At 62.3% G+C, this 23,698-nt stretch carries 24 protein-coding genes; 12 read left to right on the forward strand and 12 right to left on the reverse strand.

What is annotated here, in order from left to right; all coding sequences use genetic code 11:
* Positions 1-17: 17 nt before the first annotated feature.
* Entirely contained in the window at positions 18-512 is a 495-nt protein-coding gene (locus ACOY6C_RS00055; RefSeq protein ID WP_420903430.1) for a hypothetical protein, read from the forward strand.
* Positions 513-613: 101 nt separating this feature from the next.
* Here the strand turns inward: ACOY6C_RS00055 and pyrE are convergent, their stop codons facing one another.
* The gene (gene pyrE / locus ACOY6C_RS00060; RefSeq protein ID WP_420903431.1) at positions 614-1,282 is read right to left on the reverse strand and encodes an orotate phosphoribosyltransferase; all 669 of its coding nucleotides are present in this window, start codon (positions 1,280-1,282) and stop codon (positions 614-616) included.
* A 55-nt stretch (positions 1,283-1,337) separates the two neighbouring features.
* On the opposite strand from pyrE, the gene ACOY6C_RS00065 reads away from it, so the two are divergent.
* The 8 genes from ACOY6C_RS00065 (at position 1,338) to ACOY6C_RS00100 (ending at position 9,728) form a co-directional block, all read left to right on the forward strand.
* Complete coding sequence (locus ACOY6C_RS00065) at positions 1,338-1,628, forward strand: FtsB family cell division protein (protein WP_420903432.1); 291 nt, start codon at positions 1,338-1,340, stop codon at positions 1,626-1,628.
* 53 nt (positions 1,629-1,681) lie between these two features.
* The gene (locus ACOY6C_RS00070) at positions 1,682-2,863 is read left to right on the forward strand and encodes a TIGR03088 family PEP-CTERM/XrtA system glycosyltransferase (protein ID WP_420903433.1); all 1,182 of its coding nucleotides are present in this window, start codon (positions 1,682-1,684) and stop codon (positions 2,861-2,863) included.
* Between the two features lie 108 nt (positions 2,864-2,971).
* Entirely contained in the window at positions 2,972-3,532 is a 561-nt protein-coding gene (locus tag ACOY6C_RS00075) for a hypothetical protein (protein WP_420903434.1), read from the forward strand.
* Positions 3,529-3,822, forward strand: a complete 294-nt coding sequence (locus tag ACOY6C_RS00080; protein WP_420903435.1) for an HPr-rel-A system PqqD family peptide chaperone — start codon at positions 3,529-3,531, stop codon at positions 3,820-3,822. Before ACOY6C_RS00075 ends, ACOY6C_RS00080 begins: the two co-directional genes overlap by 4 nt.
* Positions 3,819-4,757, forward strand: a complete 939-nt coding sequence (locus ACOY6C_RS00085; protein ID WP_420903436.1) for an HprK-related kinase A — start codon at positions 3,819-3,821, stop codon at positions 4,755-4,757. The genes ACOY6C_RS00080 and ACOY6C_RS00085 overlap by 4 nt, the downstream gene beginning before the upstream one ends.
* An 85-nt stretch (positions 4,758-4,842) precedes the next feature.
* Positions 4,843-5,970, forward strand: coding sequence for a nucleotidyltransferase domain-containing protein (locus tag ACOY6C_RS00090; protein WP_420903437.1), 1,128 nt, complete (start codon positions 4,843-4,845; stop codon positions 5,968-5,970).
* A complete protein-coding gene (asnB, locus tag ACOY6C_RS00095; RefSeq protein ID WP_420903438.1) occupies positions 5,945-7,843 on the forward strand; it encodes an asparagine synthase (glutamine-hydrolyzing) in 1,899 nt (632 codons plus the stop codon). Before ACOY6C_RS00090 ends, asnB begins: the two co-directional genes overlap by 26 nt.
* A gap of 244 nt (positions 7,844-8,087) precedes the next feature.
* Positions 8,088-9,728, forward strand: coding sequence for a diguanylate cyclase domain-containing protein (locus tag ACOY6C_RS00100; RefSeq protein WP_420903439.1), 1,641 nt, complete (start codon positions 8,088-8,090; stop codon positions 9,726-9,728).
* A 252-nt stretch (positions 9,729-9,980) separates the two neighbouring features.
* Here the strand turns inward: ACOY6C_RS00100 and ACOY6C_RS00105 are convergent, their stop codons facing one another.
* The gene (locus tag ACOY6C_RS00105) at positions 9,981-10,562 is read right to left on the reverse strand and encodes a DUF1804 family protein (protein ID WP_420903440.1); all 582 of its coding nucleotides are present in this window, start codon (positions 10,560-10,562) and stop codon (positions 9,981-9,983) included.
* 347 nt (positions 10,563-10,909) lie between these two features.
* Here ACOY6C_RS00105 and ACOY6C_RS00110 point away from each other — a divergent pair, with 347 nt between their 5' ends.
* A complete protein-coding gene (locus ACOY6C_RS00110; RefSeq protein WP_420903441.1) occupies positions 10,910-11,557 on the forward strand; it encodes a methyl-accepting chemotaxis protein in 648 nt (215 codons plus the stop codon).
* 160 nt (positions 11,558-11,717) lie between these two features.
* Here ACOY6C_RS00110 and ACOY6C_RS00115 read toward each other — a convergent pair whose 3' ends face one another.
* From ACOY6C_RS00115 to hslV, 5 genes are all read right to left on the reverse strand, one after another.
* Positions 11,718-12,089 (reverse strand): Mor transcription activator family protein, encoded by a 372-nt coding sequence (locus ACOY6C_RS00115; protein WP_420903442.1) that lies wholly within the window; start codon positions 12,087-12,089, stop codon positions 11,718-11,720.
* Positions 12,086-12,655 carry a host-nuclease inhibitor Gam family protein gene (locus ACOY6C_RS00120; protein ID WP_420903443.1) on the reverse strand — a complete coding sequence of 190 codons (570 nt, stop codon included), beginning with the start codon at positions 12,653-12,655 and terminating at the stop codon, positions 12,086-12,088. Before ACOY6C_RS00120 ends, ACOY6C_RS00115 begins: the two co-directional genes overlap by 4 nt.
* Positions 12,656-13,314: 659 nt before the next feature.
* Positions 13,315-14,289, reverse strand: a complete 975-nt coding sequence (gene dapF / locus ACOY6C_RS00125) for a diaminopimelate epimerase (RefSeq protein ID WP_420903444.1) — start codon at positions 14,287-14,289, stop codon at positions 13,315-13,317.
* Between the two features lie 181 nt (positions 14,290-14,470).
* The gene (hslU, locus tag ACOY6C_RS00130) at positions 14,471-15,820 is read right to left on the reverse strand and encodes an ATP-dependent protease ATPase subunit HslU (RefSeq protein WP_420903445.1); all 1,350 of its coding nucleotides are present in this window, start codon (positions 15,818-15,820) and stop codon (positions 14,471-14,473) included.
* On the reverse strand, positions 15,821-16,348 hold the full coding sequence (gene hslV / locus ACOY6C_RS00135) for an ATP-dependent protease subunit HslV (RefSeq protein ID WP_420903446.1): 528 nt from the start codon (positions 16,346-16,348) through the stop codon (positions 15,821-15,823).
* A gap of 140 nt (positions 16,349-16,488) precedes the next feature.
* Between hslV and ACOY6C_RS00140 the strand changes: the two genes are divergently transcribed.
* Positions 16,489-17,229, forward strand: coding sequence for an arginyltransferase (locus ACOY6C_RS00140; RefSeq protein WP_420903447.1), 741 nt, complete (start codon positions 16,489-16,491; stop codon positions 17,227-17,229).
* Between the two features lie 5 nt (positions 17,230-17,234).
* Entirely contained in the window at positions 17,235-18,476 is a 1,242-nt protein-coding gene (locus ACOY6C_RS00145) for an aminotransferase class I/II-fold pyridoxal phosphate-dependent enzyme (protein ID WP_420903448.1), read from the forward strand.
* 44 nt (positions 18,477-18,520) lie between these two features.
* Here ACOY6C_RS00145 and pheT read toward each other — a convergent pair whose 3' ends face one another.
* The 5 genes from pheT to infC all read right to left on the reverse strand — a co-directional run bounded on the left by pheT (position 18,521) and on the right by infC (position 23,644).
* Positions 18,521-20,911 carry a phenylalanine--tRNA ligase subunit beta gene (gene pheT, locus ACOY6C_RS00150; RefSeq protein WP_420903449.1) on the reverse strand — a complete coding sequence of 797 codons (2,391 nt, stop codon included), beginning with the start codon at positions 20,909-20,911 and terminating at the stop codon, positions 18,521-18,523.
* Between the two features lie 274 nt (positions 20,912-21,185).
* Entirely contained in the window at positions 21,186-22,223 is a 1,038-nt protein-coding gene (gene pheS, locus ACOY6C_RS00155) for a phenylalanine--tRNA ligase subunit alpha (RefSeq protein ID WP_420903450.1), read from the reverse strand.
* A 183-nt stretch (positions 22,224-22,406) separates the two neighbouring features.
* Positions 22,407-22,769, reverse strand: coding sequence for a 50S ribosomal protein L20 (rplT, locus tag ACOY6C_RS00160; RefSeq protein WP_420903451.1), 363 nt, complete (start codon positions 22,767-22,769; stop codon positions 22,407-22,409).
* A 26-nt stretch (positions 22,770-22,795) separates the two neighbouring features.
* Positions 22,796-22,993 carry a 50S ribosomal protein L35 gene (gene rpmI / locus ACOY6C_RS00165; protein ID WP_420903452.1) on the reverse strand — a complete coding sequence of 66 codons (198 nt, stop codon included), beginning with the start codon at positions 22,991-22,993 and terminating at the stop codon, positions 22,796-22,798.
* Between the two features lie 60 nt (positions 22,994-23,053).
* Positions 23,054-23,644, reverse strand: a complete 591-nt coding sequence (gene infC, locus ACOY6C_RS00170) for a translation initiation factor IF-3 (protein ID WP_420903807.1) — start codon at positions 23,642-23,644, stop codon at positions 23,054-23,056.
* Between the last annotated feature and the right edge of the window lie 54 nt (positions 23,645-23,698).

The raw sequence follows: 23,698 nt of genomic DNA on the forward strand, positions 1-23,698 counted from the left end.
AACAGGAGGTCGATGGCATGCGGTTTTCCCGAATTTTCGCGACAACGGTGATGGCTTTGCTGGTCTTGGCGGTTCCGGGCGCGGAAAGCTCCTACAAGGAGGTCTACAAGAGCGGACGCTACACGGTTCGCAAGGTCGAAGGCACCTGCAAACTCGAGATCCTCCTCGCCAAGAACGAAAAGGATCATCAGGCGATCCTGGCCCTGTTCCCCTCCGAGGACTACTACGGCGAACTGTTCACCGAGCGCGAAAAGATCGGTCTGGCCCGCGACAAGGTTCTGATCTCCTTCGACAACAGCAAACCACGCAGCATCCCCTTCGTCCCCGATGCCGATGCCAAGGACAGCTTCTGGCGCTGGCAATACCTGGAAGATACCCAGGAACTGCTCGCCATGATCCAAAAACGTGGCGAAATGCGTGTCAGCTTCTCCAATGGCACCAAAACCTTCGAATACGTCGTGCCTCTCAAGGGCAGTGGCAAGGCCGTGGCCGCGCTGCGCGGTTGTCGATAAGCGCTGTTCTCCACCACGTTTCCGGGGGGTCCGCGCGTCGCCATCCCGGACCCCCCCCGACTGTGGCCGGACCTGCCGGGTCACACGCCCCACCTGCCAGGTCACACGCCCCAGAGCGCCCGATACCCCTGGATGGCCTCCAGATTTCCGGCCTGCGTCGCATCCCGGGCGAGCAATCCGATCAGATCCTCCAGCCGGGCGATGGCGATCACCGGTATGTCGTGGGTGGCCTGGATCTCCTGGGTGGCGCTGGTGGTTCCCGTGCCGCGCTCCTGGCGGTCCAGCGCGATCACCACCCCGGCCAGGGTCGCCCCGGCCTTTTGGATCCATTCGACCGACTCGCGAATCGAGGTGCCGGCGCTGATCACGTCATCGATCACCACGACCCGGCCCCGGAGCGGCGCGCCGATCAGATTGCCTCCCTCGCCGTGGTCCTTGATCTCCTTGCGGTTGTAGGCAAAGGGGAGATTCAGCCCATGATCGCGGCTCAAGGCGATCGTCGTGGCCGCGGCCAGGGGAATCCCCTTGTAGGCCGGTCCGAACAGCATGTCGAAACCCAAGCCGGAGGCGACCAGCGTGTCGGCATAAAAACTCCCCAGACGGGAGAGCCGTTCGCCATCGTGAAAGAGTCCGGCATTGAAGAAATAGGGGCTCGAACGACCGGCCTTGGTTTGAAAGGTGCCGAACCGCAACACCTCGGCCTGGATGGCGAAGGTCAAAAACCGTTCCGCCAGGGTGGATGGTGCGGGTGAGTCCGGTTGCATGGTCATGGCGAGGATCCATCGGCAAGATTGGAATGGGCAAAAAACCGGGAGAGTGTACGGCATGAACGAGGGAACTTCCAAGGGGGTGTTGATCGGTCTGGCGCTTTTGGTGGCCAATGCCTGGGCCCAGTATCTGTTGTGGTTCGGCGAGCAGGGTCTGATCCGGTGGCGGCATACGGAGAAGGAGTTGATGGCCGTGCGTGCCGAGGTTGGCGAGGTGGAAAACCGCATTCACGAACTCAAGGAGGAGATCCGGTTGCTGGAAAAAGATCCTTCCGCGGTCGAGGGGGTGGCCCGGCGTGATCTGGGACTGGTCTATCCGGACGAGATCATCTTCATCCTGCCGAACTGAGGCGGTACGGGTTCGAAAAAAGGGAAACGGTCGCGCGATCGGGAAGCGACGTCATGGATCTGGACCCCGCACGTCTGCTCCTGAAACCTCGACAAACCGGGGAGTCTGAATCGTCACCCATGTTGATCGCCCATCTGATCCATCGCCTCGACATCGGCGGCCTGGAAAAGGTCGTGGCCGATCTGGTCAACCATCTGCCCCACGACCGGTTCGACCACGCGGTGATCAGCCTGACCGAGATCACCGCGTTCAAAGAGCGACTCCACCATCCGCGCGTCACCTTTCATGCCCTGGGCAAGCAGCGCGGTCAGGATCCGGCGGTCTGGTGGCGCTACTGGAAACTGTTGCGACAGCTCAAGCCCGATCTCGTGCATGCCTGCAATCTGGCCACCCTCGAGGCCGCCATCCCGACCCGACTGGCCGGAGTCAAACGGTTCATCCACGCCGAACATGGCCGCGACAGCCACGACCCGGATGGCACCAGACGCAAATATCTGCTGCTGCGACGCTTTCTGATCCCCTGGGTGGATGGTTTCGTGCCGGTCTCCCGCGACCTGCACGACTGGATGCTCCACACCGTGCATATCCCGCCGGAGAAGATCCATCCGATCGTCAACGGCGTTCGGCTCCCGCCGGTTCCCAACCGGTCACGCCCCGGCACCGATCCGAACCGACCGTTCACCATCGGTCATGTCGGTCGTCAGTGGCCCATCAAGGATCCGCTCAACCTGATCGAGGCCTTTTTCCAGTTGCGCCGCTCTTATCCGGAGACTCCGCTGCGCCTGATCCTGGTGGGCGACGGACCGGAACGACCGGCCATCGAGGCGCGCATCGCCGAGTATCGCCTCGCGGATACGGTTCATCTGGCTGGTTGGCAGAACGATGTCACACCATTCTGGGAGCGGTTCGATCTGTTCGTGCTCCCTTCCCGGGCCGAGGGAACCCCGCTCACCATTCTCGAGGCCATGGCCCACGCCCTGCCGGTGGTGGCCACCCGCGTCGGCGGGGTGGGGGATCTGGTGGTGGACGGTCAAACCGGTCGGCTCGTGCCCCGCAGCGATCCCTGCGCGCTGGCGGATGCGATCGGGGAGTATCTCTTCGATCCGGCCCGCCGTGCGATGCATGGCGCCGCCGGACGGGAACGGGTGGCGGCCCGTTTCTCCCAGGAGCGGATGATCGCCGCCTATCTGGCACTGTTTTTGGGTGTTTCGGTTACGAAAGATCAAGAATTTTGACAATTCTCTTTTTGATTTTTGACGTGAGAATGGCTATCCTGCCAAAATCCGATCCAAGATCCCGGCATTCATGAACAGCTCTGTCCGCGAGGGCAGGAGAGATCGAGCATGACCCCATCTTCCGACGCAACGCCACCGATCCCGCAACCCGACGGCACGCAGTCCGACGCGACGACGGCGCGTTCCGTCGCGCCCCAGGACGCACGACGCCGGCGGCTGCTCAAGGGGTTGATCGGCGTCGGCACGGCGGTTCCGATGATCTTCACCCTGCAACGCAGCGGACGCGCGGCCTTTTTCGGCAGCAATCAGGCCTGTTTGAACGACATGCCCGATGCCAGCACCATTACCGAGCCCTGTCAGACGGCTGCCGATGACAAAGTGCGCGCCATACGGAGCAGCTTCATCAACAGGACGGCACACAGCGATCCTGGCGACGCCCCCAATTACACCTTGCAGCCGGGTACCGGCACCCCGGCCACCGACGACGATGACATGTGTCTGGTCTACTATCATCCGGATTCAGGTTGGTTTCCTCACGGAACCAGTGAAGGCGTCGGTGGAACGTATGGAAGAAGCGAGGTGGGCGGTGGTTACAAAGTGATGACCTACTCCTGCTGGACCTCCCTGCACAACACACCGGGATCGACATCCGACACAGGACACCCATGACCATCCCCTTGGCCAACCCTGGGCGCTGGGTGGCTCGCGACGGCGAACCCTGGCTTTTGGAGCGGTTCGGCGAAAGTCACATTCTTTTCAACACCGCTTCCAACGACACCCATGTGCTCAATGCGTTGGCCATCGCCACGCTCGAGGCGTTGCGTGGGGCGCCGGCCACGCTTGCCGAGTTGTTCGACCGTCTTGATCTCGATTCCGACGATGCCGAGGTTGCCCAGGCCTATCCGCGTCTGTTGCGCGAGTTGGACCTGCTTGGCCTGATTCAGCCCGTGGACGCATGAGGATTGGCGATCCGACCTTGCCGGAGCTGATGCGTCGTGCGCGCGGGTCCGGTTTGATCTGGCGGGTTGGTCCGTTTCTCGTGCGGTTGCGGAGCCGTTCGGCGTCGTTCCTGGCGACCTTTCAGACTTTGTATGCCGATCATCGCTTGTGCGAGTCGGATTGTGGGGAGGTGGTCGAATTTCACATCGAGCTGCGTCAGGATCGTTTCTTGCGGCGTTGGTGGCATCCACGGGTATTCTTTGAGCTGGACGGTCCCACCGAGTTGTTGCCCTTTCCGTTGGATCATGCTTTTCCGTTCTTCGAATGGGGTTTCAATTTTGGCATTGCCTTGCGAGCCAACCGTTATTTGATGTTGCATGCCGGGGTGGTGGCGCGTGGGGATCGGGCCTTGATTCTGCCCGCGCTGCCCGGATCGGGCAAGAGCACCTTGAGTGCGGCGTTGGTGGCGCGAGGTTGGCGGTTGTTGTCGGACGAGTTTGGATTGGTGGAGCCGGAGCGCGGGTTCATGCAGCCGCTTCCCCGACCGATTGCCTTGAAGAACGAGTCGATTGATGTGATGCGTCAGTTTGCGCCTGGGGCGGTGATTGGTCCGGTGTTTCCCAAGACCCGCAAGGGGCGTGTGGCGCACATGAAGCCGCCGCTGGAGAGTGTGCGGGATGAAGAGTCGCTGGCCTGTCCGGCGTGGGTGGTGACGCCCCGGTTTCGGCGTGGAGCGGCTCTGAGTCTGGATGCCATGGGTGAGGATCATGGTTTCATGCGTCTGGCCGGGCATTCGTTCAATTATGAGATGATGGGGGAGCGTGGGTTTCGGGAGGTGGTGCGCATGACGAGGCGGTGTCGGTTTTTCGAATTGACCTTTGGGGATCTTGGGGAAGCGGTGGATTGTTTGGAGCGGTTGGTGGAGGGGCAGGGGGAGAGTCGGGTGTTGGTTTGACGGTGGCATCGGACCGCAACCCCCGTTCCCTGCCACCGTTTCATTCACCACCACCACACTCCTCATACGCTCTCCAGACTCAGGCATGCCACATCATCCTCCCGACACGCCGGCCACCTGGCTCCTGACCGCCTGGCTCACCCCCACCACCCTCCCGGCCATGCCCCCCGCCCGCCAGGAGGTCATCCTGCGCCTGGCACGCACCAGCGGGATTCTCGCCGCACTCGAAAAACGGCTGGAACGCTCCCGCTGCCTCGATCAACTGACACCCCGCATCCAATCCATCCTCGAAGGGGCGCGCATGGTCGCCCTGGATCGGGAACGGTCGATCCGCTGGGAGGTGGGACGCATCCAACGGGCCTTCTTCGGCACCGGATTGCCGGTGATCCTGCTCAAGGGGGCGGCCTACCACATGCGGAACCTGCCGTTCGCCGAAGGCCGCCTGACCGGTGACGTGGATCTGCTGCTTCCCCGCCAGGACCTCCCCATGGCCGAACAGACCCTGAAAGCCTGGGGCTGGATGACCGCACTGCCGGATGATTACGATCAACGCTACTACCGGGAGTGGATGCACGAACTCCCCCCCATGCGCCATCGCGACCGGTTGAGCGAACTCGATCTCCATCACGCCATCCTGCCGCGCACCGGACGACTGGTGACCGACTCGACCCCCCTGCTCGAAAACGCCCAGGAGGTGGCTGGCCATCCGGGGATCTGGACGCTGGCCCCGGCGGACATGCTCCTGCACGCCGCGGTGCATCTGTTTCATGATGGCGCTTTCCAACGCATGGCCCTGCGGGATCTGCTCGACCTGGATGGCATGCTGCGCCACTTCGGGGATCAGCCCGGCTTCTGGGAGTCGCTGCTGGAACGGGCCGAACGACTCAACCTGATCCGGCCCCTGGATCACGCCCTGTGGAGCTGCATGCGCTGGTGCAACAGCCCGGTCCCGGAGACGACCCGCCGCGAACTCGCGAAAAAGAGCAAAACCCCACCCCTTGCGCGTTTCATGCGCAACCATTTGATTCCGAGCGTGATGTTTCCAAAACATCCGGACCGGCGCGGCCCCGGTCCCCGGACCGCCGTGGCCGCCTGGCTGCTCTATATCCGTTCCCACTGGCTGCGCATGCCGATGAACCTGTTGATTCCCCATCTGACGCGCAAATGGACCCGGAGATGGTCGTTCCATGTGTGGTATCGTCGGACTGTTTGATCTGAATGGGACGCGGCGTCCGGATCCGGCGCGCCTCGAACGCCTGAACGACGCCCAGAGTCATCGCGGACCGGACGGCGCGGGCCGGATGATCGCGCCGGGTGTGGGGTTGGCCCACCGACGCCTGGCGATCATCGATCTGGCCGGCGGGGATCAGCCGATCTCCAACGAGGATGGCACGGCGTGGCTGGTGTTCAATGGCGAGATTTACAATTTTCTCGAGTTGCGCCAGGAGCTGGTCGATCTGGGTCACCGGTTCAAGACCCGCTCGGACTCCGAGGTGATCCTGCACGCCTGGGAGTCGTGGGGAAGGGAGTGCGTGTCGCGCTTGAGCGGCATGTTCGCCTTCGCGATCTGGGATGAAAAGGCGCGCGGGCTCTTTTTGGCCCGCGACCGGCTGGGCATGAAACCCCTTTATTATACGCGCCATGCCGATGGCTGGCTGGGATTCGCCTCGGAGCTGGGGGGGATCGTGGCCGCAGACGAGATGACGCGACCCTGGTCGATCCAGGCGCTGGAGAGCTACTGCGCCCTCGGCTACGTGCCGGATCCGCTCACCATCCATCCCGATGTTCATAAACTCCCGCCAGCCCACCATCTGTGGGTGCCGCGCGGGGGTACCCGTGTTGCGGAACCATCCTGCTACTGGCGACCGCGCTTCGAGGTCGAACAGCCGCCGCGCGATCTGGACGCCGCCGCCGGGGAGCTGCGCGAACGACTCGCCGCGGCGGTCAAAAGCCACCTGATCGCCGATGTGCCGGTGGCGACCTTCCTGTCCGGTGGACTGGACTCCTCGGCGGTCGCGGCCCTGATGGCCCGTTACACCCCGGATCCCCCGGAAGCCTGCACCGTCTCCTTCGCCGATCGCGATCACGACGAGAGCCACCATGCGGCCCTCGTCGCCACCCGTCACGGTCTGCGCCATCATGTGGAGCGGGCCGATCCGGAACGGTTCGATCTGCTCGAAAGCCTGGCACGCCACTACGGCGAACCGTTCGGCGATCCGTCGGCCCTGCCGACCTGGCTGGTCTGCGGCATGGCGCGACAACATGCCAAGGTGGTGCTTTCCGGCGACGGCGGGGATGAGAATCTGGCCGGATACAGCCGCCATCGCGCCCTGCTCGCCGAGGAGCGGCTGCGCGGAACGGTGCCGGAAACGCTCAGGCGGATCCTGTTCGGCTGGCCGGGGCGCTGGTATCCGAAACTCGACCGGGCCCCGCGCTGGCTCCGGGCACGCAACACCTTGCGCTCGCTCGGCGGGAATTGGATCGACGCGGCCTTGCAAGCGGTCGAGATCATGCCGATCGAGATCCGCCAGGGTCTCTATACCGATCGGGCCCGACGCGAATTGCAGGGATTCGAAACCCGCGAGATCTGGCGCGCCTACGCGACGGATGCGCCGGAACACCCCCTGTCACGCTTGCAGGCTCTGGATCTCAAGGGGTTTCTGGCCGGTCGGGTGCTCGTGAAGGTGGATCGCGCCAGCATGGCCCATGGCCTGGAGGTGCGCGCTCCGCTGCTCGATTACCAGCTGGTGGAGTGGCTCGCCGGGCTGCCGCCGGACTGGAAACTACATAAAGGAATTGGAAAATATCTGCTCAAACAGGCCATGCAACCCGTGCTGCCCGAAGAGATCCTCTGGCGCCCCAAACAGGGGTTCAATCTGCCGCTCGCGGCCTGGACGCGGGGTCCGCTGGCGGGTCGGTTGCGGGATCCGGCTTTTGTGAAAACCCTCGCCGCCACCGGCTGGTTCGAACCTGGGGCGGTCACACGGATGATCGATCGCCATCTGGCCGGGGGACGGGATTTCTCCGCCGCGCTTTGGGCGTTGTGGATGTTGGCGGCATCCGCGCGACAGGCGGGTATGCGATAACCGTGCAGGATGGGGGAAACTTCTCCGTACCCCCCAACCGTGGGGTTCGCTTCGGGCGATCCGCGGGAAAAAACCACACCGTTCAAAATCCTGGTTGCATGGGTTGCGCATGCTTGACATGATGATTCCACGTCGCGAATCTCGCGAATGGCGAGTCCATTTCTCTTGCTTATTGATTTGGCAAAACGTATTTTAGGAGGGATTACCCGCCAGAAAATCAGGCCATGGGGAGGGGCATGCGCACATGGAAACAACGGACGACCATACCACGCCGACCGGCGCGTCGGAACACAGAAGATATCGCGGTCGCAGTCTGCTGATTCCCATTGTCGGTCTGCTGATTCTGACCGTATTGGCCACCATGTCGGTCGGATATTTCATCAATTATCCCTTCCTGAACGAAACCCTGCACACCAAGGCCAAAATCGAGCACGAGGCGCGCGCCGCGCAGATCGGGTTTCTGATCGATCACGAGGCGAGCGTGTTGTCGCAGTTGGCCAATGCCGTGTCGCGCGACGGCGAGTTGCAGGAGGCGGTGACGGCCTTCAATCAGGATTTTAACCGTCTGATGCGCAAGGTGCTGTTTTTGTCCGAAACGATCCGCGGGGTGGATTTCATCAGCGTGCTCGATGTGAGCGGCAAGAGTCTGTTCGCCACCGAGGGGTTGGTCGGGGAGAAGCCGTTGCCTTCCGAGGCGGTCTCCAAGGGGATCAAGACCGGCGGTCATCTGGTCTCGATCGCGATCGAATCCCGTTGGGCCATGGTTTCTCTGGCGCCGATCACCGTGCAGCGCAAGGCGGTCGGTCTGCTGGTGCTGGGACGTTGGATCCATCCGGATCTGGCGCGCGGGCAGGGGACGAAATCCACCGGCATGGCGATCGGTCATCCGGACGGTTTTCTGGCGAGCACGCTGGATGGCACGATCTGGCCGATACCCGATCCGGATCGGGTCCGCGCCTGCCCGGAGGGGAGCGCGGCCTTGACCGATCGGGTCGCGGAGTCCGACCTCGGCCTGCTCTACGCGCCGTTGTCCATCGTCGGTCGTACCTTCTGTGTGATCCTGCCGGTTGATTTCAGTGCGATTCGCCTGGCGTTGCGTGACAATGCCCTGCGTCTGGGGTGGTCCTCGCTGATCATCATCCTGATGATCGGGCTGTTGGGTTTGACCATGCATTTCCTGATTCTGCAACCGCTGAACCGGTTGCGTGACAAGGCGATGATCCTGGTCGAGGTCTGCTCCAACGAGCGCATCGACACGCCGCAACTCTCCAAGTCGGGGAAAGGCAACGAAATCCAGATCCTCGACCACGCCTTCGAAACCGCTTCCACGGCGATCTACTCGTACATCGGCGAGCTGCACCACCAGAAGGAACATTTCGAGGACATGGCGATTCGCGATCCGTTGACCGGATTGGGCAATCGTCGGCTTTTTTCGCAACTGGTGGAGAAGACCCTGGCGGTCTGTCAGCGCTATCGGCGGCGCATGGCGGTGATGTATCTGGATCTGGACCGTTTCAAACCGATCAACGATACGTTGGGTCACGATGTCGGCGATCTGCTGCTCAAGGCGGTGGCCGGTCGTCTGAAGCAGGCGTTGCGCGAGTCGGACGTGGTGTTTCGTCTGGGTGGGGACGAATTCGCCGCCCTGCTGCCCGAATGCGCGGAGGGGGAGGTGGCCCGTCAACTGGGCGAGCGGCTGATTTGCGAGGTGGCCAAGCCCTATCATCTCAATGGTCACGATTGCACCATCGGGGTGAGCGTGGGGATCGCCATTTTTCCGGATCACGCCGAGCAGCTCGAGGGGTTGCTCAAGTGCGCGGACGTGGCGCTCTATGCCGCCAAGGACGCGGGACGGGGTGTGTGCCGGTTGCATGGGGATCCGTGATCTGCGGGGTTTGAAAACCGTTGCGGGGGACCGGTGGCCGAAGGTCCCCGGCTCAAGTTCGGAAGCAGCGCCTGCGAGGTTCTGATTGTGGATTGTGGTGCGGCCTTCTAAGTAACGCGTTGTTTCGCAGTCCTTTGCGAAAAAACGCGGTGCGTATGCTTGGCTGCGGGATCGTTTTGCGGTGTTGGCAAAACGATCCCGCGAACCTGCCCCAAAAACAGGTCGCCGAACAACCGATCCTCACAAGGGAGATCACCCCTCCTCGGAGGAGGCGGAACGCAGGGTCTCCCCTCCGGTCATGCAGGTGACCAGCTCCTCGCCGAACGGTTCGAGGATCTCCACGAACATCTCCAGCCAGTCGGGGTGATGGTTGCGGACGAACTCGGCTTGCCGCTCCAGAACCCACTTGGCGATCGCCAGCCGCGACAACTCGGGGCTGGCCTTGCCCAGGGCCCGCAAGGTGCGATCCAGCGCCTGGGACAACTTCGAAAGGGCATCCACCCGATCCAGGGGCTTGACCTCCCCGTTTTTCACCGCGGCCACCGCCTCCTTGTGGAGTTCCAGATACTCCTCCAGCATGGCGCTTACCATCCGCTCGCGTCGATTCCCGACCAGACAGCCGGCGGCACGGTCCAGGAGCGTGCCATTCGGTTGACTCTCCCAGGGCACCCCTTCTTGCTGATCCATCCGCCGCCAGCGACGGGCGGTGCTCTCCGCGACCCCGTGTTGTCTGGCTGCCAACGCCAGATTGCCGCCACTCTCCAGGAAGGCGGCGCGTACTTGTGCCCGTTGCCCACTCCGCTTTGCCCCTTCGATCCGCTCCGCTCCGGCCATGTTGGTCGATCACCTCGTCGATTGATGGAAGCCCTTGTGATTGAATGCGTCAATTGATTGATGAGACTAAGAAAAATCGGTATTCTCGCCAAGGTGAATCCGTTCCGCCTGGACATGGTACGCGCCCGGCGAAGATTCTCGGACTTTTTTGAACAAATTCCATGACCTTGCATTCAAACGTGTGCTATCCTGACAAAGGACGATAAATAATCGGTCAGACGTGCGCCATCCCGCCCCGAACAAATAAAGAATCTTGGCTTTTGTCTTGCATTCGGGTTTAGTGATCGCGCTTTCCATCAAGATCGACCGCAACACACAGTGATCCGGCACCACGGGGTGGAACGACTATGGCAACCAGTGAACATGGCAAGAAAATCGGCATCATCGGTGCCGGCAAGGAAGGCTGCGAGGTCTTGGAACTCTTCTCGCACAACAAGAGCGTGGAAATCCTCTTCGTGGCCGACCCCGACTCCGCAGCTCCCGGTTTGGCCATGGCCAAGAAACTGGGCATCAAGACCGTTTCCAAACCCGAAGTCGCGCTCAAGAACTTCAAAACCGATCTGATCGTCGATTGCAGCGGCTCGCCGGATGTCTATCGCATGGTTGTCGAGGCGGTCGGCAAGGATGGCGTCATCGACGTATCCCTGATCCTGATGCTCTACAAGATCTTCAGCGAACAGCGCGGTCAGGCCAATCACCAGGTCTTCACCGATCTGGCCAGCGTTCGCCAGGAGATCGATCGCAATACCCGCGACGTTTCCAAAACTCTGCACGGCATCGAGAAAATTTCCAACGAACTCGAGGTGTTGGCTATCAACGCCGGCATCCAGGCCTCCCGTGCCGGTGAGTTCGGCAAGGGGTTCGCGGTGGTGGCCGGCGAGGTCAAAAGCACGGCCCGCGTGGCCCGCGATCTGGCGGGCGACATCGATCGGGTCATCAGCGAAATCTCTTCGATGTCCAAGCGGATCGATCAGTCCTTGAAAAAAGTGCTATAGAATCCGTTTGCTTTGTGGTCGTTCAAAAAAAGGATCGACGCGCCCGCGTCGATCCTTTTTTGCTGAGGCACTCGCGCAAGAAAGTCCCCCGAGAGGTGAAAATCCTCCCCATCCCGTGCGTTTCGGGCCCCATCGACAGCCGATCCGACGGCTCCTGTCATCACATGGACGTTGAGAGAATCGCGTAGATTTGACGCTCGGTAAGGGCATTCTCCCGCGCCAATTGACGTACACCGTCCCCCGCGTCGTAGCGGCGGATGATCTCCCGGTTGCGGCGTCGGCGCAGCAACTCCGCGGCGCGTACCACGGTGAGGGTTTCGCCTCCGAAATGGCTCGACAACTTGCGGGCCTGTTCAAAGCCCAGCAGCGTCACCAACTTGTGTTGAACCCGCAGCTTGCGCGGCACGAAAATGCGTGTCCCTCCGCAGGCATGGACCAACTGCAAGGCCCCTTCCCGCCCGATCACCTCGGCGATCTCCTCGAGTGAACCGGGCAGATCCTCTTTCAAAATCAGCTCCAAACTTTCCATCATGACACCTCCCCGCTTTGCGTAGTTTCAGAATGGTCCGTGGTGGGCATCACATTCTGACTCATGTTGTCCCACTTCACATCATACCAAAAGAGATCGGACCGCACGCTCTCGATCCCCAATTGGGCCAATCTTCTCACCGACCAGCCGCGCAGAACGGCGCGATTGACATCCTCGCGCACGCGGATCGCTTCGGTTGCGCCAAGCTCCTTGATTTTTTGCAAGACCCCCGCCCAACCCCCTCGTACCGGTGGACGCAGTGCCCGGACGCGACGGAAGCCCAATGCGCCGAATGTCAGATCGAGCCCACGCCTTTTGGCGAACAGGATCGCTTTGTTTTCGAGCGCGAACAGGGACAATCCCGCCACCAACGCCTCCAGACGGGCGCGGCGTGGGGCGGCAAAGGCCTCGGAGGAGCGTTTGATCCGTGCGATGCTCTCTTGTCTGTCCATTTCGATGGCATCGAGGCTGCGTTGCAGTTGGGCGATTTCGCCCAGGACGCGATTGGCATCGCGCAGATCCTTGATGACGATGGCATCCACGGATTTGGAACGATTCTGGCTCCCCATGCTCTCCTCCTGGTTGAGCGACTTGGTTTTTGAAGACGCGATATCATGAATACTCGGTTCATTCTTTCGGTTTGTCAAGAAAAAAGATGTTAAAAATGGACTTCACAAATGATTATAAATCATATATGATCATATTATATTGCATTCACTCATACAATTATTGAAACTTTTGATAGTATTATCATACGCACATCAATCCAGTTGGCAATCACGGGACAAATCCTGACAAAGAACCGGATCTTTCATTCGGGGAGAGGGCATGGATCGTGAGAATCGATCCGAAGCCAGGGCCGATGCAGGTGAAAAACGGAGGAATTCTGGCGGATTGGAAGCCGGGTATTTCGGAAAACAGCGGGATTTTTGGGCCGGTGACCTGACCGGGCGTGTGTTGAGGGCAATCTTCGAGAAACTGACTTGCATGTTACCGTGGACCTCCCTTCGGGAGTTCCACGGTAAAGCGGGTTGTGAAGAAGGGGGCGCAGGAACAATCGGGTCAGAGTCGAGCGTTATTCATGAACATTTGGCAACCATGCAGGACCCCTGCATTGGACGGGGTCCCGAGACCCATGGCCCCTGCTGGGATACGCTTCTTTGGTCTTTTGCGCATTTTTACGCATCAGCGATGAACCCCTCGCGGGCAAGGGATCTCGTCGTTGCGATCACCCCGCGTCGCACGCCGCCTTGAACCGTTCGTAGGCGCGGATTTCATCGTCGCGATCGCGGACGCGTCGAACATGTCGCAGAGGATTGTTTTCATCGGTGGGGTCGATCTCCACCTTGCCATCCCACTCGAAGGTGGCATTGCCAGCCAAAAGGCCGGCGTGGTTTTCGCCTTCGGTGGCGCGCAGGGCGGTGCAGATCACCTGTCCGCCGGCATTGAACACCCGGATGGGACGACCGAAGGGGAAGGCTCCGTCCAGACAGGCGGCAAAGGTGGAGGCGGTCATGGCGGTGCCGCAGGAGTGGGTCCATCCCACGCCGCGCTCGTAGGTGGCCACGAAGAGGCTCTCTTCTCCGGTGACGCGGCGCAGGCTGACGTTCACCCCATCCGGGAACAGGGGATGGGCGCCGTTGGCCAGACGTCCGACGCGGATCAGGTCATCCCGATCGACCGTCTCGACCGGCGCGCTGATGTGGGGATTGGGGGCCGAAAGGGCGGTGAAGCGCAGATGGGTCGAGAGCGACGGCAGGATCTCGCCCACCACCTGCGGTCCGTCCCAGACCATGGGCAGGGTGGTTGGATGAAGGGAGATCGGTCCGATTTCGGTTTCGCAGGCCGTGACGCCGGGAAAGAAATCAGGCATGCGCCGAATCCGCAACACCCCTTGCATCACCGCCACCGTCACGGTGTCGCGACCGGTCAACTCGAGGGTGAAACGGCCCAGGCAGCGGATGCCGTTGCCGCACATGCGCGCCTCCGAGCCGTCGGCGTTGAAGATGCGCATGCGGGCGTCCGCGCCGTGGGCAGGTTGATGAAACAGCACCCCATCCGCGCCGATTCCCCCGTTCCGGCGGCACAGGGCCGCGACCAGGCGGCTCCGGGTCGTCTCGGACACCTCCAGGGGGGTGGTCATCTCGTCGATGAGCAGGAAATCGTTGCCGGATCCGTGGCATTTGATGAAGGGTAGAAGCATGGCGATCCTCCTGGGAAAGGGCACGATTCAGCGTTACAGGGGCTGCACACCCTTTGCGAAAAATCGTTTTTTTTTGAAGAGCGCGCGTCCCTTGCATGACGGGGGGAGACCCCCTCTCACCCCCCATCATGCAAGGGACTTGAAATCGTTGACATCACAACGACATCCGAACGATTCCACCTCACAGAATATACCGCGACAGATCCTCGTTTTCGGAGAGATCCTGCAACTGACCGCGCACGAACGCGCCATCGATCACCAACCTCTCCCCGCGTCGGTCCGGCGCGGTGAAGGAGAGCTCATCCAGCAGCTTCTCCATCACCGTGTGCAAACGCCGCGCGCCGATGTTCTCGGTGGTCTCGTTGACCTTGGCGGCGATTTCGGCCAGGGCGCGAATGCCATCCTCGGCAAACTCCAGCGTCACCTCCTCGGTGGCCAGCAACGCCGCATACTGCCGGGTCAGGGCGTTTTCCGGCTCGGTGAGAATGCGCAGAAACTCCTCCACCCCGAGACTCTTCAACTCCACCCGGATCGGCAGACGCCCCTGCAACTCCGGAAGCAGATCCGACGGCTTGGCGAGCTGAAACGCGCCCGAGGCGATGAAAAGAATGTGATCGGTCTTGACCATGCCATGCTTGGTGCTCACCGTGGTCCCCTCGACGAGGGGAAGGAGATCCCGTTGCACCCCCTCGCGGGAGACATCCGCGCCGCCGCGGAACTCACCGTTGCGCGCGCACACTTTGTCCAGCTCGTCGATGAAGACGATGCCCGCCTGTTCGACCCGCTCCAGCGCGGCGCGCTTGGACTTCTCCCGATCCACCAGCTTGCCGGCCTCCTCGTCGATGAGGAGCTTGAGGGCCTCCTTCACGGTCGCCTTGCGGCGCGTCGGACGGGCGCCGCCGAAGACCGAGCCGAGCATTTCGGAGATGTTGATCCCCTCCATGCCTTGTGGGGTGAACACCTCCAGGGTGGGACCGTTGCGCGGCTCGCGCAGATCGATCTCGATCTCCCGGTCATCGAGCTTGCCTTCGCGCAGCATCTTGCGGAACTTCTGGCGGGTGCCCGAATCCCCCGGCAGGGCGGATACGCTCTCCACCGTGCCATAGGAGACGTTCGAACCCGGAAGCAGGCCATCGAGCACCCGATCCTCGGCGGCCTCCTCGGCCTGTCGGCGCACCTCTTGCTTGGAACGCTCCAGCGCCATCTTGACCGCCATGTCGGTCAGATCGCGGATGATCGACTCCACATCCCGACCCACATAGCCGACCTCGGTGAATTTGGTGGCCTCGACTTTCAGGAACGGGGCATCGGAGAGTTTGGCCAGGCGTCGGGCGATTTCGGTTTTGCCCACGCCGGTGGGACCGATCATGAGGATGTTTTTGGGATAGACCTCCTCGCGCAGGGCCGGATCGAGCCTTTGCCGTCGCCAGCGGTTGCGCAGGGCGATGGCCACGGCCCGTTTGGCGTCGTTTTGGCCAATGATGAAGCGATCCAGTTCGGAGACGATCTCGCGCGGCGTGAACTCGGACATTTACAGCTCTTCAAGGATGAGATTGGAATTGGTATACACACAGATTTCAGCCGCGATGCCCATGGCCCGTTCCACGATTTCGCGCGGGGGCAGCTCGGTGTGACGCAACAGCGCCCGCGCCGCAGAGAGCGCGTAAGGAGAACCCGAACCAATGGCCAGGATCCCCTCTTCCGGTTCCAGGACATCCCCGGTGCCGGAGATCAACAGACTGTGGGTGGCATCGGCCACGGCCAGCATCGCCTCCAGCCGTCGCAACATCCGATCGGTGCGCCAATCCTTGGCCAGCTCCACGGCGGCGCGGGTCAGAATGCCGCCGTGCTTGACCAGCTTGGCCTCGAACCGTTCGAACAGGGTGAAGGCATCGGCGGTGGAACCGGCGAATCCGGCCAGGGCGCGGCTCTCTTTCAAAAAGCGCACCTTGCGGGCATTGGCCTTGATCACCGTCGCGCCGAGCGTCACCTGGCCATCACCGGCCATCACCACGCTCGCGCCGCGTCGGACCGAAAGGATGGTGGTCCCCTTGAACATGCTTGCAACTCCCGTGAAGAAACCTGCATGATGGGGGCAGAACCCCTGACCCCCCGACCGTGTTGTTTCCGCAAGGGCGTTCCACACGGCAAGAAAAAACATGGTGCGTTCTTTCCCAACGGATTGCAAGGTGGTGTTGCATGACCGAACCCCTCCCCATCGAAAACGGCCATCGACCGTTGGAGCTGATCCTGAGTCCGCCTCATGCATGCGGGTATCTGACCGGGCCGGTGGCCAGCACTCTGTATGTGAACCCGGAATTCCCCATGGAGATGGAGCGCTACGATTTTCTGCTCGCCACCGGCTTCCGGCGCAGCGGCAATCTGGTTTACCGTCCCTGGTGCCGGGAGTGCGACGCCTGCGTGCCGGTGCGGGTCCGCGCACGGGAGTTCGTGACCACATCCTCGATGCGACGGGTGATCCGGCGCAATCGCGATCTGGTGGTGCAGTCGGGCCGACCGGTCTTCTCCGACGAACATTTCGCCCTCTATCGCCGCTACATCAACAGCCGGCACGGCGATGGTCCCATGGCCGATCCGGAACTCGAGGAGTTCATGGAGTTTCTGCACTCCGACTGGTGCGCGGTCCGCTTCGCCGATTTCCGCGTGCAAAGACGGCTGGTACTCACCGCGGTCTATGATGTGACCAACACCAGCCTTTCGGCGGTCTACACCTTTTTCGACCCCCAGGAGCATCCCCGCGGACTCGGCACCCTGGCGATCCTGTGGGAGGTGGAGCTGGCCCGGCAGTTGGGGCTCGACTGGGTTTATCTCGGCTACTGGATCGACGATTGTCCAAAAATGCGCTACAAGTCGCGCTATCAACCCCTGGAAGCCTACATCAACCGGCGCTGGATCCCCATGCCGGATGCGCGGGAGTGACCTCCATGCCCGCGCGTGCCTATGCCGCCTTTCTTGCCCAATGCGCGCGCGCCGGGCAGACCCGTCGGCTGGTGCCGATGCTGCCGGCATCCGGCGGGCGGATCGACAAGGCGGGACAACGGCTGATCAACTTCTCCTCCAACAACTACATGGGCCTGGCCGACCATCCGCTCCTCATCGAACGAGCCCGGGACTGGACCGCCCGTTGGGGCTGTTCGGCTTCGGCCTCGCGGCTGGTGTGCGGCAATCTGGAGCCCTTCGAACAGGTCGAGGCGCGTCTGGCGGCAGGAAAGGGGAGTGGCGCGGCCCTGGTCTTCAATGCCGGCTTCCAGGCCAATGCCACGCTGCTGGCCGCGCTCCTCGACCGGCAGGTGCTGGGTGGCGAGCCCCTGGTCTTCTGCGATCGGCTCAACCATGCCAGTCTCCATCACGGCTGTCTGGCCGCCGGGGTCCGGCAGATCCGTTACCGTCACAACGACCTGAACCATCTGGAAGAACTGCTTGACAAACAGGCCCGGCATCCGGGTCCGCGGTTCATCGTCACCGAAAGCCTGTTCAGCATGGATGGGGATCCGGTGGATCTGCCCGGCCTGATCGCGTTGAAGGACCGTTTCGGGGCCTTTCTGTTTCTCGACGAGGCGCATGCCACCGGGGTGTTCGGTCCGGGCGGGTTCGGTCTGGCCGCCGCGCATCCGGGCGCGGTCGAGCTGGTGATGGGGACCTTCAGCAAGGGGTTGGGAGGGTTCGGGGCCTATGTGGCCTGCTCTCCGGCGTTGCGGGATTATCTGGTGCAGCGCTGCGCGGGCTTGATCTACTCGACCGCCTTGCCGCCGGCGGTGCTCGGGGCCATGGACGCGGCGTTGGAGCTGCTGCCCACCTTGGATGAGACCCGGCAAGCGTTGCTCGAACGGGCAGCCTGGTTGCGGCGGGAGTTGCAGGGGTTGGGTCTGGACACCGGACGTTCCGCCAGTCAGATCATTCCGGTGCTTCTCGGGGAGAGTGGGGTGGCGCTGGAGGCGAGTCGGCGGTTGGAAGTCGAACATGGGATTCTGGCCATGGCGATTCGTCCGCCCACCGTGCCCAAGGGGACGGCGCGGTTGCGGGTGTCGTTGAGCGCGGCGCATGGGACGGGGGATCTGATCCGGTTGCTTGATGGATTGCGCCACGCGGAACCACGGCATCCCCCTCTTTTGCAGAGCGCGCCAACGCCAAAGACAGAACCACCGGGGCTCTGCCTCCGCACTTAAGCCGGGAACCTTGCGGTCCCCGGATCCCTGCAATGGTGGGGTGGTTACCTCAATGCCGCGCCGAATCGCTCCACCACCCGCGCAATGATCCGCTCCGCCACCCCCTTGCTCTCCGCATCGGTCAACGTGCGATCGTCCGCCTGCAACAACGTGCTTAACGTCAGACTCTTCCACCCCTCCGGCACGCCGGTACCGGTGTAGATCGCCACCACCCGCGCCTGCCGGATCAATCCCGCATCCACGGCCATCACCTCGGCCACCACCGCACCCGCAGGGGTCCGCTCGGGCATCAGGAAGGTGAAATCACTCTGGATGCCGGGAAAACGACTCGCCACGATCTCCTTTGAGCCACTCTTGACCTTGGCGGGCAGCGCGCCCAGATCCAGCTCCAACACGAACAACTCACGACGCAGATCCAACGCCCCCTGCTCGGCGGGGTGCAGCTGTCCCATCCAGCCGATCGCATCCCCATCCGCACCTTGAATCACCGCCTTGCGCAACGGATGCAGAAATGCCGGTCCACCCGCGACCAGATCCGGGGCCATGCCGGTCAGACCATGCATCAGCACCTCCAGATCCCCCTTGAGATCATGGAAGTCCACCGCGCGCGCCGCGGCATGCGCGGAGGGCTCCTCCGCCGGACCGCACAGCACGCAAGCCAACCGCTCGACCTCCTCGAGGATGCCATCTTCGGCGCGGGGCAGAAAGACCCGTCCCATCTCGAAGAGCCGCAACCGCATGTTGCCGCGATTCAGATTGCGCTGCGCGCTTTCGATCAATCCGGCGATGAGCGAGGTGCGCAACACCGATTGCTCCTCGGAGAGGGGATTGAGCAAACGCACCGGGGTGATGGCGCCATCGAAACGGGCCTGAATCTCCGGGCCGACAAAGGCGTAATCGATCGCCTCCTGATAGCCCAGTCCCACGAGAATCTCCCGCACCCGTTCGGTCAGCACCCGTTGCGGATCCGGCACCGGGGGGGAGGCCGGCACGCGGGGCAGGGCGGTGGGAACCTGGTCATAGCCGTACAGACGCACGATCTCCTCGACCAGATCCTCCTCGCGTTTGAGGTCATGGCGCCAGCTCGGCGGAATCACCATGAAACGGGGCTCATCCCCGGAGATCGGCATCACCTGACACCCCAAGGCGTCGAGCATGCCGTTCATGGTCTCGGCGGCGAGGTCGATGCCCCCCAGCCGGTTGACCCGCTCGGGCCGGTAGAAGATCTCGGCGGGGGCATGCCAGGTGCCGCCGTCGAGCAACGTCACCGGGCCGGCCTGACCACCGGCCAGATCGAGGATCATTCGCGTGGCCCGCTCCATGACGTGCGGGATCGCTTCCGGATCGGTGCCGCGCTCGAAACGGTGCCGCGATTCGGAGACCAGCTCCAGCCGCCGCCCGGTGCGCGCCGTGGCGATCGGATCGAAATAGGCCACCTCCAGAAAGATGTCCGTGGTCGCCTCGGTGACCCCGCTCTCCGCGCCGCCCATGATGCCGGCCAGAGCCAACACCCGCTCCTGATCCGCGATCACCGTCATGGCCGGGGTCAGGTTCCGTTCCACGCCGTCCAGGGTGCGCAGGATCTCCCCTTCGGCGGCGCGACGCACCACCACCGGTCCGTGAAGTTTTTCCAGATCAAAGGCGTGCAAGGGTTGGTTCAGGTCGAGCAACAGATAATTGGTCACATCCACCACGTTGTTGATGGCACGCAACCCCACGGCCTCGAGCCGGTTCTTCAACCATGCCGGACTCGGACCCACCTTCACCCCGCGAATCACCCGACCCGCGTAACGGGGACAGCCGATCGGATCCTCCAGCCGCACCTCGGCGATCGCCTCCGGGGCCCCGATCCCCACCTCCGGGAGTTCCAGGGGGTTGAGGCTCTTGCCGGTGAGCGCCGCCACCTCCCGCGCCACGCCACGCACCCCCAGGCAATCGCCGCGATTCGGGGTGATGCCCAGTTCCAGCACCACATCGTCGCGACCCAGCGCCTGGGCGATCGGCTGACCATCCGGGGTGGCCGGATCCAGGATCAACACCCCCTCGGACTCCGTGGCCAGTCCCAGCTCCTTGAGCGAGCAGAGCATCCCCTGCGAGGTGACCCCGCGGATCTGTCCGAGCTGGATCGCCATGCCGTTGGGAAGGTTGGCTCCGACCCGCGCCACCGCCACCTTGTCGCCGGGACGGTGGTTCCTGGCCCCGCAGACGATCTGCAAACAGCTCTCGCCGATGCGCACCTGACACAACGTCAGCCGATCGGCGTTCGGATGGGGATCCACGGTCTCCAGCCGTCCCACCTGCACCATCTCCAGTCCCTGATCCAACCGGTACAGGGCATCGAGTTCCAGACCCGCCATGGTGAGCCGGGCGCCGAGGGTGGTCGCGTCGAGATCGAAATCAATATGGTCGCGCAGCCAATCGAGGGTGATTTTCATGATAAAACATCCAATCCATCTATCAGGGTTTGTTCAGACCTGGGATCGGCAAGACGGTGGGCCGTTCCACAAGGTCAGGGTGTTTTTTCCAGTCGAACCGTTTCACCGCCCATTCACAAAAGGGTTGCCATGGTGAAAAATCATCAGAATGGTCTCGGTTCCAAATCCTTGCGGTCCCTCGTCCCCTGCAACGGCGGGGGTCCTGAATGTTGCCTTCAAACTGCTTGAGATTTTTGATGTTGAATGACCATACCTTCATGGCCGCTTCAACGTCTCACGCATGCCGCGTCAGAAAGCGGGTATCGTTGTCGAACAGGGCGCGGATGTCGTTGATGCCGTATTTGAGCATGGCGAGCCGTTCCACGCCCATGCCGAAGGCGAACCCGGAGTAGCGTTCCCGGTCGATGCCGACGTTGGTGAGCACATTGGGGTGGATCAGGCCGCAGCCGAGCACCTCGAGCCAGCCGGTGCGCTTGCAGACCCGGCACCCCTGGCCTTCGCAGAACAGGCACCCCATGTCCACCTCTGCCGACGGTTCGGTGAACGGGAAGAACGACGGACGAAACCGCACCGGCAACTCCCGTTCGAAAAACCGTACCAGAAAGGTCGCCAGCAATCCTTTGAGCTGCCCGAAGTGGACCCCTTCGTCCACCATGAACCCTTCCACCTGATGGAACATCGGCGTATGGGTGAGATCCGAGTCGCAGCGGAACACCTTGCCCGGCGCGATGGCGCGCAACGGGGGTTGTTTCCCCTCCATGACGCGGATCTGCACCGGCGAGGTGTGGGTGCGCAGCAGCCGTTTGCGACCGTCCAGGGCGGGCGGCAGGTAGAAGGTGTCGTGCATCTCCCGCGCCGGGTGGTCCGGCGGGATGTTCAGCGCCTCGAAGTTGTGCCAGTCCGACTCCACCTCCGGACCCGACGCCGGCGGGAAGCCCATGGCCGTGAAGATGGCGATGATTTCGTTCTGGGCCCGGGTCACCGGGTGGATCGTACCGTGTGGGCGCGGGCGGCCCGGCAGGGTGATATCCACCCACTCCCGTTCCAGCTTTTGGTTCAACTCCGCCTGCTTGAGCGCATCCGAGCGTTCCGCGAGCCGGTTGGCGAAGCTCTCCTTGAAGGCGTTGGCCGAGGCGCCGAACGCGGCGCGCTGGCCTTCGTCCATGTGTCCGAGGCCGCGCAGGATCTGGGTCAGATCCCCTTTTTTGCCCAGCGTCTGGACGCGGATCGCCTCCAGTTCGGCGGGGGTGGCGGCGGCATCGAGGGCGGCGAGGGCGGACTCTTTGAGTTTGGCCAGATCATCTTCGAGCATGGTGGGTTCCCGACTGAAAAAAAAGGTGGGGCGACTGGCGGGTGCTTGGTCGTGGATCGCGTCATCACCGGGGTCCGGGGTGGTTCGGTCCCCAAACCCTTGGACGCATCATTTCCGACTGCATAAAAGACAAAAGGGTTCCAAGGATTGGAACCCTCTCATCCCTCTTGTCTTTTGAGACGATCAGGCCGCCGCCAAAGCAACCTTGGCCTGCTCGGCGACACGCGCGAAATCCTCCGGCGCATGCACGGCCATGTCGGCCAACACCTTGCGGTCCAGCTCGATGCCGCTCTTGGTCAGACCGGAGATCAACCGGCTGTAGGAGAGACCGCTCAAGCGGGCCGCGGCGTTGATGCGCACGATCCACAGCTTGCGGAAATCCCGCTTGCGGGCGCGACGATCGCGATACGCGTATTGCAGGCCATGCTCGACCTTTTGCAGGGCGATGCGATAGCAGCTGTTGTTGCGGCCTTGATACCCCTTGGCCAGATCCAGAACTTTCTTGTGACGTGCGTGGGCACACACACCCCGTTTAACGCGCGGCATGGGTGAGTACTCCTTGAAAAAAGATCTTATAAATAAGGCATCATCTGCCGGACCGCTGGCGCATCCGCCGCAGCCATCAGACAGGTGCCACACATGTTGCGTTTGTTCTTGGGCGCCTTCTTGGTGAGAATGTGGCGCTTGAACGCATGGTTGCGCTTGAGCTTACCGGTGCCGGTGGCGGAAAACCGCTTGGCCGCGCCCCGGTGGGTTTTGATCTTGGGCATTGCCGATCCTTCGGTTGGGGTTGATGTCATCCGCAATCGCGCGTTCACGTCAACTGCGAATCAGGGTACTTTCTTCGTTTTGGAGGGCGCCACCACCATGGTGATCTGCCGACCCATCAGCTTGGGCACCTGCTCCACCTTGGCCAGATCCGCGACCGCCTCCTCGACCCGTTTCAACAGGGCGAGTCCGAGATCCTGGTGGGCCATTTCACGTCCGCGAAAACGCAAGGTGCATTTCACCTTGTCGCCGTCCTCCAGGAATTTTCGCATGCTTCTGAGCTTGACGTCAAAGTCGTGCGTATCGGTTCCGGGACGGAACTTGACCTCCTTGATCTCGATGCGCACCTGCTTTTTCCTGGCCAGCCGTTCGCGTACCGATTTCTGGTACTTGAACTTGGCGTAGTCCATGATCTTGCAGACCGGGGGACGGGCATCCGCGGCCACCTCGACGAGATCCTGACCCGCCTCCGTGGCGCGTCGCATCGCTTCGTAGGTGGTGACCACGCCCACCTGTTCACCTTTTTCGTCGATCAGCCGCACTTCCGGCACGCGGATCTGTTCATTGATGCGCGTGTTGTCGGTCTGAACCTGGGGAGCGGGGCGTTCCCGGTTGTCCCGGTTGCCGGAGGGGCCGCCGCTGTTGTGGGGTATGGAAGGCTTGATGATGATCGACTCTCCCTTGTGGTGAATGTTTCACGAATGGCT

The organism is Candidatus Magnetaquiglobus chichijimensis (genome assembly GCF_045865675.1).
GTDB lineage: Bacteria > Pseudomonadota > Magnetococcia > Magnetococcales > Magnetaquicoccaceae > Magnetaquiglobus > Magnetaquiglobus chichijimensis.